At 55.3% G+C, this 14,314-nt stretch carries 12 protein-coding genes, 1 tRNA gene and 4 pseudogenes; all 17 read left to right on the top strand.

Annotated elements, in window-relative coordinates; translation table 11 throughout:
• Positions 1–490 precede the first annotated feature (490 nt).
• A tRNA-Asp gene (locus PSQ90_RS00170) sits at positions 491–567 on the top strand.
• Between the two features lie 342 nt (positions 568–909).
• Positions 910–1,647, top strand: coding sequence for a peptide-methionine (S)-S-oxide reductase MsrA (gene msrA / locus PSQ90_RS00165; protein ID WP_282211441.1), 738 nt, complete (start codon positions 910–912; stop codon positions 1,645–1,647).
• Positions 1,648–1,773: 126 nt separating this feature from the next.
• Positions 1,774–2,403: an FMN reductase gene (msuE, locus tag PSQ90_RS00160; protein ID WP_282211440.1), complete on the top strand. Its 630-nt coding sequence runs from the start codon at positions 1,774–1,776 to the stop codon at positions 2,401–2,403.
• A gap of 178 nt (positions 2,404–2,581) precedes the next feature.
• Positions 2,582–3,121, top strand: coding sequence for an outer membrane protein (locus PSQ90_RS00155; protein ID WP_282213115.1), 540 nt, complete (start codon positions 2,582–2,584; stop codon positions 3,119–3,121).
• A 282-nt stretch (positions 3,122–3,403) separates the two neighbouring features.
• Positions 3,404–3,976, top strand: coding sequence for an outer membrane protein (locus PSQ90_RS00150; protein WP_282211439.1), 573 nt, complete (start codon positions 3,404–3,406; stop codon positions 3,974–3,976).
• Positions 3,977–4,419: 443 nt separating this feature from the next.
• Entirely contained in the window at positions 4,420–4,785 is a 366-nt protein-coding gene (locus PSQ90_RS00145) for an NADH-quinone oxidoreductase subunit A (RefSeq protein WP_282213114.1), read from the top strand.
• Positions 4,776–5,357, top strand: a complete 582-nt coding sequence (locus PSQ90_RS00140; protein ID WP_282211438.1) for a NuoB/complex I 20 kDa subunit family protein — start codon at positions 4,776–4,778, stop codon at positions 5,355–5,357. Before PSQ90_RS00145 ends, PSQ90_RS00140 begins: the two co-directional genes overlap by 10 nt.
• A gap of 11 nt (positions 5,358–5,368) precedes the next feature.
• Positions 5,369–5,987, top strand: a pseudogene (locus PSQ90_RS00135) (NADH-quinone oxidoreductase subunit C).
• On the top strand, positions 5,984–7,177 hold the full coding sequence (locus tag PSQ90_RS00130) for an NADH-quinone oxidoreductase subunit D (protein ID WP_282211437.1): 1,194 nt from the start codon (positions 5,984–5,986) through the stop codon (positions 7,175–7,177). The pseudogene PSQ90_RS00135 and the gene PSQ90_RS00130 overlap by 4 nt, the downstream one beginning before the upstream one ends.
• Positions 7,177–7,780, top strand: a pseudogene (nuoE, locus tag PSQ90_RS17075) (NADH-quinone oxidoreductase subunit NuoE); the annotation flags it as partial. The gene PSQ90_RS00130 and the pseudogene nuoE, both read left to right, overlap by 1 nt.
• Positions 7,781–8,093: 313 nt before the next feature.
• The gene (locus tag PSQ90_RS17070; RefSeq protein ID WP_407648140.1) at positions 8,094–8,393 is read left to right on the top strand and encodes a hypothetical protein; all 300 of its coding nucleotides are present in this window, start codon (positions 8,094–8,096) and stop codon (positions 8,391–8,393) included.
• Positions 8,394–8,402: 9 nt separating this feature from the next.
• A pseudogene (nuoF, locus tag PSQ90_RS00120) lies at positions 8,403–9,709 on the top strand (NADH-quinone oxidoreductase subunit NuoF).
• A gap of 5 nt (positions 9,710–9,714) precedes the next feature.
• On the top strand, positions 9,715–11,781 hold the full coding sequence (gene nuoG / locus PSQ90_RS00115; RefSeq protein WP_282211436.1) for an NADH-quinone oxidoreductase subunit NuoG: 2,067 nt from the start codon (positions 9,715–9,717) through the stop codon (positions 11,779–11,781).
• Between the two features lie 9 nt (positions 11,782–11,790).
• Positions 11,791–12,883 (top strand): annotated as a pseudogene (nuoH, locus tag PSQ90_RS00110) (NADH-quinone oxidoreductase subunit NuoH).
• Positions 12,883–13,371: an NADH-quinone oxidoreductase subunit NuoI gene (gene nuoI / locus PSQ90_RS00105; protein WP_282211435.1), complete on the top strand. Its 489-nt coding sequence runs from the start codon at positions 12,883–12,885 to the stop codon at positions 13,369–13,371. The pseudogene nuoH and the gene nuoI overlap by 1 nt, the downstream one beginning before the upstream one ends.
• Entirely contained in the window at positions 13,343–13,990 is a 648-nt protein-coding gene (locus PSQ90_RS00100; protein ID WP_282213113.1) for an NADH-quinone oxidoreductase subunit J, read from the top strand. Before nuoI ends, PSQ90_RS00100 begins: the two co-directional genes overlap by 29 nt.
• Before the next feature lie 15 nt (positions 13,991–14,005).
• Complete coding sequence (nuoK, locus tag PSQ90_RS00095; protein WP_282213112.1) at positions 14,006–14,314, top strand: NADH-quinone oxidoreductase subunit NuoK; 309 nt, start codon at positions 14,006–14,008, stop codon at positions 14,312–14,314.

The raw sequence follows: 14,314 nt of genomic DNA, 5'->3' as shown, positions 1-14,314 counted from the left end.
ATATAGGGCGTAGTTCCCATGGCCTAGTGGCGCAAAGCCCTCGAAGTGAGAATGAAGTAAGTCCTTCATGGAGGCGGCATAGCCTGGTACATCGTCCGCGCCTAAGCCCGAAGATCACAACGCCAACTCCATGGTGAGCCAGCGCGGGGATGATCAGCAGCTCTCCGTGTCTTCGATCCGGCATAGTTTCAACTGATGAAATAAGGGAACTCTTGTAAACGAAGATTTCGGCGGTTCGAGGTCGTCACCGCCCGCCATTTTCCTCGGTGAGAACCAATCCTCTCCCAACATCACCATTTTGAACGGTGGATTAGCGCCGTAGACATTGTTGGCTGGATTTTATGACCGATGCGCATGCTCGCCTGATCCCGCAATGCGTTGATCGGGGGACGAAGCAATAAATGTCATAAAGAATGCACATGTGTGCTTGACTTAATTCTGGGGCATCGGTACACGACACCCACGTTGCGCAGACGCCTAGTTTGCCGCTGCGGGAGTAGCTCAGTTGGTTAGAGTGCCGGCCTGTCACGCCGGAGGTCGCGGGTTCGAGCCCCGTCTCTCGCGCCACTTTTCTCATTGAAATTATTGCAATTTCTGAAAAGTGGTCGCGCCGCCCGGACGGGGTGTTGAATTTTGCAATTCAAACATTGCTACTGCCCTCATTGAGGGAACAGCACGTCGCCATACGGTGCTCAATGTAACAGGTCCGTGTGGTCTGTAACCAATCCTCACTTCGATACGAATGGTCAGTCATAACAAGATCTGAACGCGGAGACGCTTTCATTTCGGCGTGATCTTATTGGGCGCTGACGGTCAATATGATTCAGTGATTAACAACACCTGCCGACGCGATGTCGGTCAGAACGCGGCAAGGCGGGTTTACCCCAATTGTCGCCAGAGGAGAATGTGATGACAACGGTTGAGATTCCCCAAAGTGCTGCCCAGGGGCACACCAAAATAACCAAATTGCTGGCTGGGCTTTTGTTGGTGTCTGTCGTGACGCTCTCGATTAATCAGGTCTCGGTTTTAGCGGCAGAGCCGGCGTACGAAATCCCGGCGCCTAGCATGGATATCGCGGCGAGCGGATCAACGGCCGTTGCAACATTTGCCGGCGGTTGTTTCTGGGGCGTGCAGGGGGTCTTTCAGCATGTTGTTGGCGTCAAGAATGCGGTTTCAGGCTATGAAGGCGGAAGCGCGGACACGGCCAACTATGAAACCACCGGGACAGGTCGCACCGGGCACGCCGAAACTGTGCAGATCACTTATGATCCAAACAAGGTCAGCTATGGCGAATTGCTGCAGATTTTCTTCTCGGTGGCGCATAATCCAACGCAGTTGAACTATCAGGGGCCGGATCGCGGCACGCAGTACCGGTCGACCATTTTCGCGGTTGATGGTGAACAGGCAAAGGTCGCCAAGGCTTACATTGATCAGCTGGGCGGCACTGACACCTTTCCGGGGAAAATCGTGACAACGATTGAAACTGGCAAAAAGTTCTACCCGGCTGAGGACTATCATCAGGACTTCCTGATCAACAATCCAACCTACCCCTATATCGTTTACAACGATCTGCCGAAAATCGAGAACCTCAAGGCGATGTTCCCGAACGCGTACTCAGTCAAGCCCGTACTGGTCAGCCAGCGATAGAGTTCAATTTCGTACCAGATCTGTGTCCGGCACCGCCAATACGTTGCCGGACATTTTTGTTACCAAGGCTTGGTTTAGGGTCGGACCGTCCCTATTGTACTGTCGAACAAGTACAGGAATTTCTTTATGGCGGCAGTGCCATCGGCCCGGCTCAAGATCGTAGCAATTAGCGGCAATACTCACAGACCTTCACGATCCTGGAACCTGGCTGAATTGATCGCCCGCAGGGTGCAGGCGCATGTGCCCGCCAATATCATCCACTACGACATAATCGATGCGGGCGCGGGACTGGCTGGCGCTTATCTGCGCAATCAGCTTGGGTCCGAAGCGTTGGAGATAATCGAAGCCATCGAGCGCGCCGATATTTTGGTTGTGACAAGTCCGGTATACAAGGGTTCCTATACCGGCCTCTTCAAACATCTGTTCGACTTTGTTGAATTCGAGGCGTTGATCGGGCGTCCTGTCATCTTGTCCGCCAGCGGGGGCGGGCAGCGGCACTCCCTGATGGTTGAACATCAGTTGCGCCCGTTGTTCGGATTTTTCTCTGCGTTGACCATCCCCACGGCCATCTATGCGGAAGATACCAGCTTCACCGGCGGGGAGCCGACGGACCCAACGATTTTGGCGCGGATCGAGCTTGCAGCGACTCAATGCGCGGCGTTGGTCAATTCCGGCGCAACCAGCCATCCAAGGTCGCAGTTCTCGGTGAGCGCAGATCAAGTCACGAGTGAGAGAATAGTGCCTCTGAAGCGCTAATCACTTTGCTTTGATTTGAGAGTGGGCCATCTTTGGGCTGACACTATCACTTTTCTGCCGTCGGCTGACCTCACTTCACTCACAAAGGTCGGCGAAACTGGGAGTATGCGAAGAAGCGGAACCCGCCATTGCGAAGATGCGTTGGGCCGCTGTGGAATGATGGAGAACAGCCGTGCGGATGTTCGGAGCAGTGTTGCTTTCTGTACTGGTGGCCAGTTTTTCTGGGGCTTCAGGGCTTGGTGCCGAGCAAAGTTCCATTCCCGTAACCTTGCCAGTGCAGGTTTCCAACTATTCGAAGCCAGCTTTTGACTGGAACGGGTTCTATTCCGGTATCTTTACAGGCATCCAGACGAATGCGATTGGCGGAACCCAATATGGACTGGGCGTCAATCTGGGCGTCAATGCCGCATTCGGTTTCTATCTGGTGGGCGGTGAAGTGAACATCGAAGGTCTGACCGGCGGTCCAGGGTCCACAAGTTATGCGGAAATTTTAGGACGCGCGGGCGTGATAGTTGCCGACAACGTGCTGGTCTACGGCGCGGCCGGATATGGCGTCGATCTGGGCGTGCCTGACGAGCAGGATTGGTTGGCAGGTGCCGGCGTTGAAATAGCGGTTGGAGACGACTTCTCGCTCCGCGGGCAGTATGTGCACGCTTTCCCAGGAGAGGGCAGCATCGCCAAGGATCAATTTACCATCGGTGCCGCATACCACTTCTAGCGCGTAACGGTCGGCCACGGTGCCCGAATCTTTCGATTCATTGCGTGTGTTACAAGGTGGTTCACCATCCAAAATGATCACGCAAACAGGCGTGTTGGGTGAGCCATTTGATAAAGTTTGTCTCAAATTGGGCCAAATGCGTTTCATTCGCGCAACACCCACCCCGAAATGGTCACAAAATGTTATCCGCGCTACTCAATTTGGGCTCGCGCGGGGTTGCATGCAGGGGGCTGCTGAGTCATCTATCATGACGACTACGATTAAATCTATGGAGTGCAAGATATGTTTGTACGTTCTCTCTCGTTTGGTGTTGCTGCGGCAGCACTTATGGTCTCCGGCGCTCAGGCTGCAGATCTGATGATCCCAACTACCCCGCAGCCAGTTTATCAGGCTAACGGTTTTAGCTGGGAAGGCCTCTATGCTGGTATCGAAGCTGGCGGCGTATTCAACGGCACTCCCGGTGTTGTTGGTCTTTCTGCAGGTAACACCCAAGGTGTTATCGGTGGTATCGTCGGCGTGAATTTCATCGTTGCTGATCCAATCGTTCTCGGCCTCGAAGTTCAGGGCGACTACGTCTTCGGCAGCGGCAACGACTCTGGCTTGTTCCTGGCTCTCGCGCATGTTGGCGTTGTAGCGACCGACAATGTGCTGGTTTACGCGGCAGCCGGTGCTGGTGCAGTCACCAATTCAGGCACTTCGACTGGCGTTTATGCTCTGGGCGGCGGTGTTGATGTTGCTGTGACCGACAGCGTGTCGGTTCGTGGCGAAATCCTCGGCCTCGGCGACTTTGACGGCGGCAGCGACGACTTCTTTGAATCCGCCAAGGCAACCGTCGGTGTATTCTACCACTTCTAATTTGCGACAACGCAATTCTGACCTCGGCTGATTGCCGGGGTCAAAACCATGATGTCTTGCAAACTCCGTTCGACGAATCGCCGCGGCGATTCGTCGAAATGGTTTGAAGTAAAACGGTTCCGCCACGGCGGGGCCGTTTTGTTTTGTGCGATACTGAAGGCGCTGAGTTCAATCAGGCGCCGCGAGGACGGAGCAGAGGGCCGAGATTTCGCCATAAGGAGCCGGTGGCATGATTATGTGCCGGATTTCCGTCGACCATAGCAACGAAATGCTACCCCCAGTTCGGAAATTAACATGATAATTTTTGTCATATATTCTTTCCCTTGAAACACGGTTTGGGAAGGGCTAAGCCCTACCCAACATATTTGCATCGCCCGGCTTGCCCCAATTGCTCGCCTGGCCGCGCCCCGGTCGCCAGGCCGGCATTTAACATGGGCTGCCGCATGACTGATTTGCTCAGCGACTATCTACCGATTGTCATTTTCCTTGGGTTATCCGGGCTGATTTCGCTAGCCCTGCTGGTGGCGCCATTTATCCTCGCGGTCAAAAACCCCGATCCGGAAAAAGTATCCGCCTACGAATGTGGCTTTGATGCGTTTGACGACGCCCGCATGAAATTCGACGTCCGATTCTATCTGGTGTCGATCCTCTTCATCATCTTTGATCTTGAAATCGCCTTCCTCTTCCCGTGGGCAGTTGCGTTCAGGGACGTGGGTTGGTTCGGTTTCTGGTCGATGATGATCTTTCTCGGCGTGCTGACAGTCGGGTTTATTTATGAATGGCGTAAGGGAGCCCTGGAATGGGATTGAGCGAACACACCGGCACGTTGGTCGCCCCACAGTCCAAGGGCATTATCGACCCGCGCACAAACAAGCCAATTGGTGCTAACGACCCGTTCTTCACCGACATCAACGACGAGCTGGCCGACAAGGGTTTTCTGGTTACTGCAACCGACGATTTGATCAACTGGGCGCGCACCGGAAGCTTGATGTGGATGACTTTTGGACTGGCGTGTTGCGCCGTTGAAATGATCCAGATGTCGATGCCGCGTTATGACGCGGAACGCTTCGGTTTCGCTCCACGTGCTTCCCCACGTCAGTCTGATGTGATGATTGTGGCGGGCACGCTGACCAACAAAATGGCACCTGCGCTGCGCAAGGTTTACGACCAGATGCCCGAGCCGCGCTATGTCATCTCGATGGGAAGTTGCGCCAACGGCGGCGGCTATTATCACTATTCATATTCGGTGGTTCGCGGTTGTGATCGCGTTGTGCCTGTCGATATTTATGTGCCGGGCTGCCCCCCGACGGCGGAAGCCCTGTTGTATGGCGTTTTGCTCTTGCAAAAGAAAATCCGCCGCACCGGCACCATTGAGCGTTAGGATTTCGGCCCATGGATGAGGCAGTTCAGGTCGATCCGCTAGCCGCGCTCGGCGAGCATATCGCTAGCGCACTAGGCGAGGCGGTTCTCGATCACAGGATCAGCTTTGGTGAGCTTACGGTCACGGTCACTCGTGAATCCATTGTCGACGTCGCAACATTCCTGCGCGACGATCTCGCAATGTCAGTTCATCAATTTCATCGATATTTGCGGGGTGGACTTCCCTGAGCGTGATCAGCGCTTCGAGGTTGTCTATCATTTCCTCAGCCCCAAGAAGAACCAACGCGTACGTGTCAAACTGGCCGCCAACGACGTGGACCCGGTTCCTAGCCTTACCGGTGTTTTTATCGGTGCGGACTGGTTCGAGCGCGAAGCCTATGACCTCTATGGGATGATGTTCTCGGGGCACCCTGATCTGCGTCGTATTCTTTCTGACTACGGTTTCGATGGTCATCCATTGCGCAAGGACTTCCCGCTGACCGGGTACGTTGAAGTGCGGTATGACGAAGAGCGCAAGCGGGTTGTTTATGAGCCGGTGAAATTGGCTCAGGAATTTCGTTCGTTTGACTATTTGTCACCTTGGGAAGGTACCGACTATGTGCTGCCCGGTGACGAGAAGGCGAAGCAATGACCGCAGAAGCTGAAGTCCGTACCTTCAATATCAATTTTGGTCCACAGCACCCATCTGCCCACGGTGTGTTGCGACTGGTGCTGGAGCTTGATGGCGAGATTGTTGATCGGGTCGATCCTCATATCGGTTTGCTGCATCGCGGCACCGAAAAGCTGATCGAGCACAAGACCTATTTGCAGGCAGTGCCCTATTTCGATCGCCTCGATTACGTGGCTCCGATGAATCAGGAGCATGCATTTGCGCTTGGCGTTGAGCGTCTGCTGGGCCTGGAAGTGCCGATGCGCGGCCAATTGATCCGGGTACTATATTCGGAAATAGGTCGCCTGTTGTCGCATTTGCTTAATGTGACATCGCAGGCCATGGATGTTGGCGCTCTGACGCCGCCGCTTTGGGGTTACGAGCAGCGCGAAATTCTCATGGGCTACTATGAGCGGGCATCGGGCGCGCGCATGCACGCAGCCTATTTTCGTCCCGGCGGTGTGCACCAGGATCTGCCGCAGGATCTGGTCGACGACATAGCCAATTTCTGCAAGACCTTCCCCAAGGCGCTTGAAGATATCGATGGGCTCATTACTGAGAGCCGTATTTTCAAGCAGCGCAATGCTGATATTGGTGTTGTTACTCTTGAGGAAGCCTGGGCCTGGGGCTTTTCGGGTGTCATGGTTCGCGGTTCCGGTGCTGCCTGGGATTTGCGCAAGAGCCAGCCATACGATTGCTATGACCAGATGGAATTTGACATTCCAGTCGGCTCCAACGGCGACTGCTATGATCGCTACCTCATTCGCATGGAAGAAATGCGCCAGTCCGTCCGCATCATGGAACAGTGCATCGCCAAGCTGAACAAGTCAGAGGGCAAGGGGCCGGTATCGTCGGCCGACGGCAAGGTTGTGCCGCCCAAGCGCTCTGAAATGAAGCAGTCGATGGAAGCCCTGATTCATCACTTCAAACTCTATACTGAGGGTTTCAAGGTGCCAGCGGGCGAAGTTTATGCCGCCGTCGAAGCACCCAAGGGAGAATTCGGAGTCTATCTTGTCTCGGACGGCACTAACAAGCCGTATCGCTGCAAAATTAGGGCCCCCGGTTTCGCCCATCTCGCTGCCATGGACTTCCTCTGTCGTGGCCACATGCTGGCAGACGTCGCCGCCATTCTTGGCTCACTCGATATCGTGTTTGGAGAGGTTGATCGCTGATGGTTGCGCGTCGCCTTGCAGATGAGTCGGTTCAACCGGCTGCATTCGCTTTCAGTAATGACAATGCCAAATGGGCTGAATGGAAAATCGGGCTCTATCCCGCCGGTCGTCAGCAGTCGGCTGTCATCCCGCTTTTGATGCGGGCGCAGGATCAGGATGGCTGGATCAGCCGCGCCACGATCGAGACTGTCGCCGACATGTTGGGCATGGCCTATATCCGTGTTCTGGAAGTGGCTACATTCTATACGCAATTCCAGTTGGCACCGGTGGGCAGCAAAGCCCACATACAGGTTTGCGGCACGACCCCGTGCATGCTGCGCGGGTCTGAAGCACTGATCGATATCTGCAAGTCAAAAATCCATCCCGAACCGCACCATCTCAATGCCGAAGGCACCATGAGTTGGGAAGAGGTTGAATGTCTGGGCGCCTGTGTCAATGCGCCTATGGTGGCGATTTTCCACGACACGTACGAGGATCTGTCCGCTGAACGCTTCGATGAAATCGTCGATGCTTTTGCTGCTGGCAAGGGCGATACGATCAAGCCTGGACCGCAAGTTGATCGGCAGTATTCGGCAGCTTTGGGTGGCGCAACAACGCTGACGGAAAAGCCAAGCGCCAAACGAAGCAAATTTGTGCCACCTGCAACGGGCGGAAATGAGCCAGCAATACCTGCTGCGCCAAGCGCTGCGGTATCGACAAAAAAGCAGGCAGTCACTGAAGAATCAGCCCCCGCGCTAAAGGGAACACCGAAGCGGGCGAAGGTTTCCGAGACAAAGGCCGAGAGCGAGCGGGCGGCCAGCGCCGCCAGCGCAAAGGCAAACGGCAAGCCCAACAAGGCGATGCGCGAAAAGACAGTTGGTGCCGAGTCCAAGGCCGGTAAAGTCAATGGTGGCAAGGCAGTCGGCAAGTTCTGACGATGCGCCAGGAAAAAGCTGGATCGACGACCGCGCCGCTGTTTGCAGCGCCAAAGGGGCCAGCCGATGATCTCAAGCTGATTTCAGGCGTGGGGCCGGTGCTGGAACGCAAACTCAACCAATTGGGCATTACCAAATGGTCGCAGGTTGCAGCTTTTACGCCCGACGATTTGGTTCGGGTTGAAGATGTTTTGAGTTTCAAAGGTCGGATTACCCGCGACGATTGGCTAAAGCAGGCCGACGCGCTCGCTCGGGGTGGTGAGGCCGAATATGTCCGTGTCTTCGGCAAGAAGCCACGGTAGGAGTGAACGATGCTCGCTGACAAAGATCGCATTTTCACCAATCTTTATGGTCGTGGTGACTGGAGCCTGGCCGGCGCACGCGAACGCGGTGCCTGGGTCGGTACGAAAGAATTTATCGACGCCGGACGCGACTGGATTACCAGTGAAGTCAAGGCTTCGGGGTTGCGCGGACGCGGCGGTGCCGGCTTTCCAACCGCCCTGAAGTGGACATTCATGCCCAAGGTCAATGATGGACGCCCACATTACCTGCTGGTCAATGCCGATGAGTCCGAGCCGGGCACCTGCAAGGATCGCGAAATCCTGCGGCACGACCCTCAGCATCTGATCGAGGGATGTTTGTTGGCGGCGCGCGGCATGGATGCGCACCTGGCGTTTATCTATGTCCGCGGCGAGTTCATCCGTGAGCGGCAAAACCTTGAGCGTGCCGTTGAAGAGGCCTATGAGGCCAAGCTGATCGGCAAGGATAATATCCATGGCTGGGACTTGGATATTATCGTCCATCACGGCGCTGGCGCCTATATTTGTGGCGAAGAAACGGCGCTTATGGAGTCACTGGAAGGCAAAAAGGCCAGCCACGACTCAAGCCACCGTTTCCGGCGGGCATGGGCGTTTATGGTAATCCAACAACCGTCAACAACGTTGAATCAATTGCCGTCGTTCCCGAAATCCTGCGTCGCTCGGGTGCCTGGTTCGCTTCCATTGGCCGCGCCAACAACACCGGCACCAAGCTGATGTGCGTTTCGGGTCACGTAAATACCCCAGCAACATTCGAAGAGGCCATGGGTGTCACCTTCGAGGAAATGATTGAAAAGCACTGCGGCGGTATTCGCGGCGGCTGGGATAATCTACTGGCCGTGATCCCGGGTGGTGCATCGGTACCATGCGTTCCAGGCGAAAAAATTCGCCATGCGGTCATGGATTTTGATGGCCTTAAGGAAGTGGGGTCTTCGTTGGGCACGGCTGCCGTGATCGTCATGGACAAGCAGACCGATATCATCAAAGCCATCTGGCGCCTGTCGGCTTTCTACAAGCATGAGAGTTGCGGTCAATGCACGCCTTGCCGCGAAGGGACCGGATGGATGATGCGCGTCATGGCGCGCATGGTCGAAGGGCGCGCTCAAAAGCGCGAAATCGACATGCTGTTCGAAGTAACCAAACAGATCGAAGGCCATACCATTTGTGCCTTGGGCGATGCCGCGGCGTGGCCGATCCAGGGGTTGATCCGAAACTTTCGGCATGTGATCGAGGAGCGGATCGACCAATACACTTATAGTTCCACCTCCGATGGCGCCGTGCCCTCGATTGCGGCGGAGTAAGGCTCATGACTTCAATCAAGATTGACGGCCAGCTCGTCGAGGTTCCAGACCACTATACGCTAATGCAGGCGGCTGAAGCTGCGGGCGCAGAAATTCCGCGTTTTTGCTATCACGAACGTCTGTCCGTGGCTGGCAACTGTCGCATGTGCCTTGTCGAAGTGAAGGGCGGACCGCCCAAGCCGACGGCAAGCTGCGCCATGGGCGTCAAGGATCTGCGGCCCGGCCCGAACGGCGAGCCGCCCGAAATGTTCACCAACACGCCCATGGTCAAGAAGGCCCGCGAAGGCGTGATGGAATTCCTGTTGATCAACCATCCCCTCGATTGCCCGATTTGCGATCAGGGTGGTGAATGCGATCTGCAGGATCAGGCCATGGCCTATGGCGTTTCCGGCTCGCGTTTTGATGAAAACAAGCGCGCCGTCGAAGACAAATATATGGGCCCGCTGGTCAAGACCTCCATGACGCGCTGCATTCAATGCACGCGTTGCGTCCGCTTTACGACCGAAGTCGCCGGTGTCGCCGAAATGGGCGCAATCGGGCGTGGCGAAGACATGGAGATCATCACCTATCTCGAAAAGGCACTATCGAGCGAATTGCAAGGCAATGTTGTTGATCTTTGTCCGGTTGGTGCACTGACGTCCAAGCCCTATGCCTTTCATGCCCGCCCTTGGGAACTGACCAAGACAGAATCCATCGATGTGATGGATGCTCTGGGCTCCAGCATTCGTGTTGATAGCCGCGGTAGCGCCGTCATGCGCATCCTGCCGCGCGTCAATGAAGCGATCAACGAAGAATGGATTTCTGACAAGACCCGCTATATCTGGGACGGCCTGAAAAACCAGCGTCTGGATCGTCCATACGTGCGGCGAGGCAAAAAACTTGCCGCTGCCAGTTGGGACGAGGCTTTTGCGGCCATTGCCAAGGCCGTTAAGAAGCCGGGCGCAAAAATTGGCGCGATCGCAGGCGATCTGGCGGGTGTAGAAGAAATGTTCGCGCTCAAGGCGTTACTCGCCTCGCTCGGTTCCACCAGCATAGACGCACGGCCTGCAGGTTCGGCACTTGACCCCAACAAGGGACGTGCTGGCTATATTTTCAATCCGACGATCGCTGGAATTGAACAGGCTGACGCGATCCTTTTGATTGGCACCAACCCACGCCACGAAGCAAGCGTGTTGAACGCCCGTATTCGCAAGGCCTGGCGCGCTAGCAACTTGCCAATCGGCGTTATTGGGCAGGCCAATGATTTGACCTATAGCTACACGCATCTGGGTGTCGGCGGGCAGAGCTTGGCCGACCTGGCCGCTGGCAAAGGAGAATTCGCGGAATCCTGGGCGAAGGCCAAGAACCCGCTCGTGATCGTCGGGGAAGGCGCTGCAACGGCCGAAGTCCTGGCGCAAGCCGCAGCATTGGCAACGTCGGGCAATGACATCGCCGAGGATTGGAACGGGCTGGCTATTCTCCACAATGGTGCTGCTCGCGTAGGCGCACTCGATATTGGTTTTGTGCCGGGCAAGGGCGGAATGAACACCGCAACCTTGCTCAAAGGCGACGCTGACGTTCTCTTTGTGTTGGGCGCAGACGAATATGATCTGAGCACGCTTGGCGACACGCTGGTTGTTTATATCGGCACGCACGGTGACAACGGGGCTCACCGCGCCGATATCATTCTGCCCGGCGCAACCTACACCGAAAAAAGCGCAACTTACGTTAATACCGAAGGTCGCGTTCAGATGACGGCCCGAGCCGTGTTTCCGCCCGGTGAAGCTAAGGAAGACTGGGCAATCGTTCGGGCGCTGTCCGGCGTGTTGGGCAATCCGTTGCCATTCAACTCGTTGGCCCAGCTGCGCGCCGCCATTTATGCGACCTTCCCGCATCTCGCACGCATCGACACTATCGAGCCAGGCAAACTGGCGCAGGTCAAAAAGCTTGCCAATGCGTCGGCAAAGGTCAGTAAGGCGAGTTTTGCTTCGCCGATTAGCGAATTTTATCTGAGTAATCCGATCGCCCGGGCTTCGGCCACAATGGGTGAGTGCGCCGCGACCGCTGCCGGTCTGCGACAGGCGGCGGAGTAGGGGAGCGTTATGGACTTTATTCTTTCAGTGCTCGACTATCTGCTAGGTGTGCCCGGCTTGGGCGGCACACAGATCGGCTTTGTCTACAAGGGCCTTCTACTGCTCGTTGCCCTGCTGATTTTCACTGCATACATACTACTGGCTGACCGCAAGATCTGGGCCGCCGTGCAAATTCGGCGCGGCCCCAACGTAGTCGGCCCATTCGGCCTGTTGCAGTCTTTTGCCGACTTGCTCAAATTTGTACTCAAGGAACCGGTAATTCCGGCGGGGTCGGACAAGGCGGTCTTCCTATTGGCGCCATTTGTGCTGGCAATGCTGGCGCTCGCAGCGTGGGTCGTGATCCCGATTGATGAAGGCTGGGCCCTTACCGATCTTAATGTGGGCATTCTCTATCTCTTGGCAATCTCTTCGCTTGGTGTTTACGGCGTCATAATGGGGGTGGGCCTCCAACTCGAAATATCCGTTCTTGGGTTCACTGCGGTCTGCAGCGCAGATGGTCAGTTATGAAGTCTCAATTGGCCTCGTCATTATCACGGTTTTGCTCTGCGTTGGCTCATTGAACCTGACCGACATTGTGATTGCCCAAAAGGAAATGGGGCTGGCTCATTTGATCGGGTTGCCGCAACTGGCGTTCCTCAACTGGTTCTTCCTGCCGTTGTTCCCCATGTTCGTTGTGTTCTTCATCTCCGCACTGGCAGAAACAAACCGTCCTCCATTCGATTTACCTGAGGCCGAATCTGAACTGGTTGCCGGTTTCATGGTCGAATACGCTTCAACACCTTATCTGCTGTTCATGCTGGGCGAATACATCTCGATCATCATGATGTGTGCCTTGACCACCATCCTGTTTTTAGGTGGATGGGCGTCACCGATTGATTTGCCGCCCTTTACCTGGATACCGGGAGCAATTTGGTTCATTTTGAAGACCTCGCTGGTGTTCTTCATGATTGCCATGGTCAAGGCATTCGTTCCTCGTTATCGCTACGACCAACTGATGCGCTTGGGCTGGAAAGTCTTCCTGCCGCTGTCGCTGGCGATGGTCATCATTTTAGCTTTCATTCTTCAGTTGACCGGCTGGGGCTGGCACGGAGGGGTTGCCTGATGCGTGCTGTCCAATTCCTTAACGCGCTGCTGCTCAGGGAATTCGTTTCGACGTTCTTTCTGTCGATGCGCTATTTCTTCAAGCCAAAGCCGACCATCAACTATCCCTTCGAAAAGGGGCACGTCAGCCCTCGTTTTCGCGGCGAGCATGCGCTTCGTCGGTATCCCAACGGTGAGGAGCGTTGTATTGCCTGCAAGCTGTGCGAGGCCATTTGCCCGGCTCAGGCGATTACTATCGAAGCCGGGCCGCGCCAGAACGACGGTACGCGCCGCACGGTTCGGTATGACATCGATATGGTCAAATGCATCTATTGTGGTTTCTGTCAGGAAGCCTGCCCGGTAGACGCCATCGTTGAAGGTCCGAACTTCGAATTTGCAACAGAAACACGCGAAGAGCTCTATTTTTCCAAAGAGCGGCTCTTGGCGAATGGTGACAGGTGGGAGCGCGAGATTGCGCACAATCTGCTCGCCGACGCACCTTATCGCTGAGAGGGAAGACGATGAGCCTTCCGCAATTTTTTTCTATGTCTTTTCAACTATCGCGGTAATTTCCGCACTGATGGTGATTTCCTCGCGCAATCCGGTTCACTCGGTGTTGTTCCTGATCCTGGTATTTTTGAACGCATCGGGCCTGTTTCTGCTGGCAGGCGCTGAATTTCTGGCCCTGTTGCTGGTCGTGGTCTACGTCGGCGCGGTGATGGTGCTGTTCCTGTTCGTTGTGATGATGCTCGATGTTGATTTTGGATCTATGCGACAGGGCATATTGCAATACATGCCCATCGGCGTGGTCATCGGCATCATATTCCTGCTCGAACTATTGTTGGTCGCAGGTAGCTTTGTGATAGCGCCGCAACTCAGTGGCGTTGCAACCGTACCAATAGATATGGGTGTACAGAACACCAAGGCACTCGGTCTGGTGATTTATACGCGCTACGCCTTCCTGTTTGAGGGTGCCGGGGCTGTTTTGCTGGTCGCCATGATTGGCGCCATCGTTCTGACATTGCGCCACAAGGTCAACGTCAAGCGGCAAGATCCTGCCGTTCAGTCAGCGCGTCGGCCAGCCGATGCGATGAAGATTGTCAAAGTCAAAAGCGGTCAAGGACTGTAGGGGGCGAACATGGGCTTGGAAATCGGGCTCGGTCATTATCTGACCGTAGCAGCAATCCTGTTCACGCTGGGCGTGTTCGGCATTTTCCTCAACCGCAAGAACGTCATCATTATCCTGATGTCGGTCGAGCTGATCCTGTTGGCGGTGAACCTCAATTTCGTCGCGTTCTCGTCTGCACTCAATGATCTCCAAGGGCAGGTTTTTGCCCTCTTGATCCTGACGGTGGCAGCTGCCGAGGCTGCGATTGGCTTGGCAATACTTGTAATTTTCTATCGTAACCGCGGCTCGATTGCGGTTGACGATGTCAACATGATGAAGGGCTAG

Origin of the sequence: Devosia rhodophyticola, assembly GCF_028816475.1 — a bacterium.
GTDB lineage: Bacteria > Pseudomonadota > Alphaproteobacteria > Rhizobiales > Devosiaceae > Devosia > Devosia rhodophyticola.
This window is presented reverse-complemented; position numbering and strand designations above follow the sequence as displayed.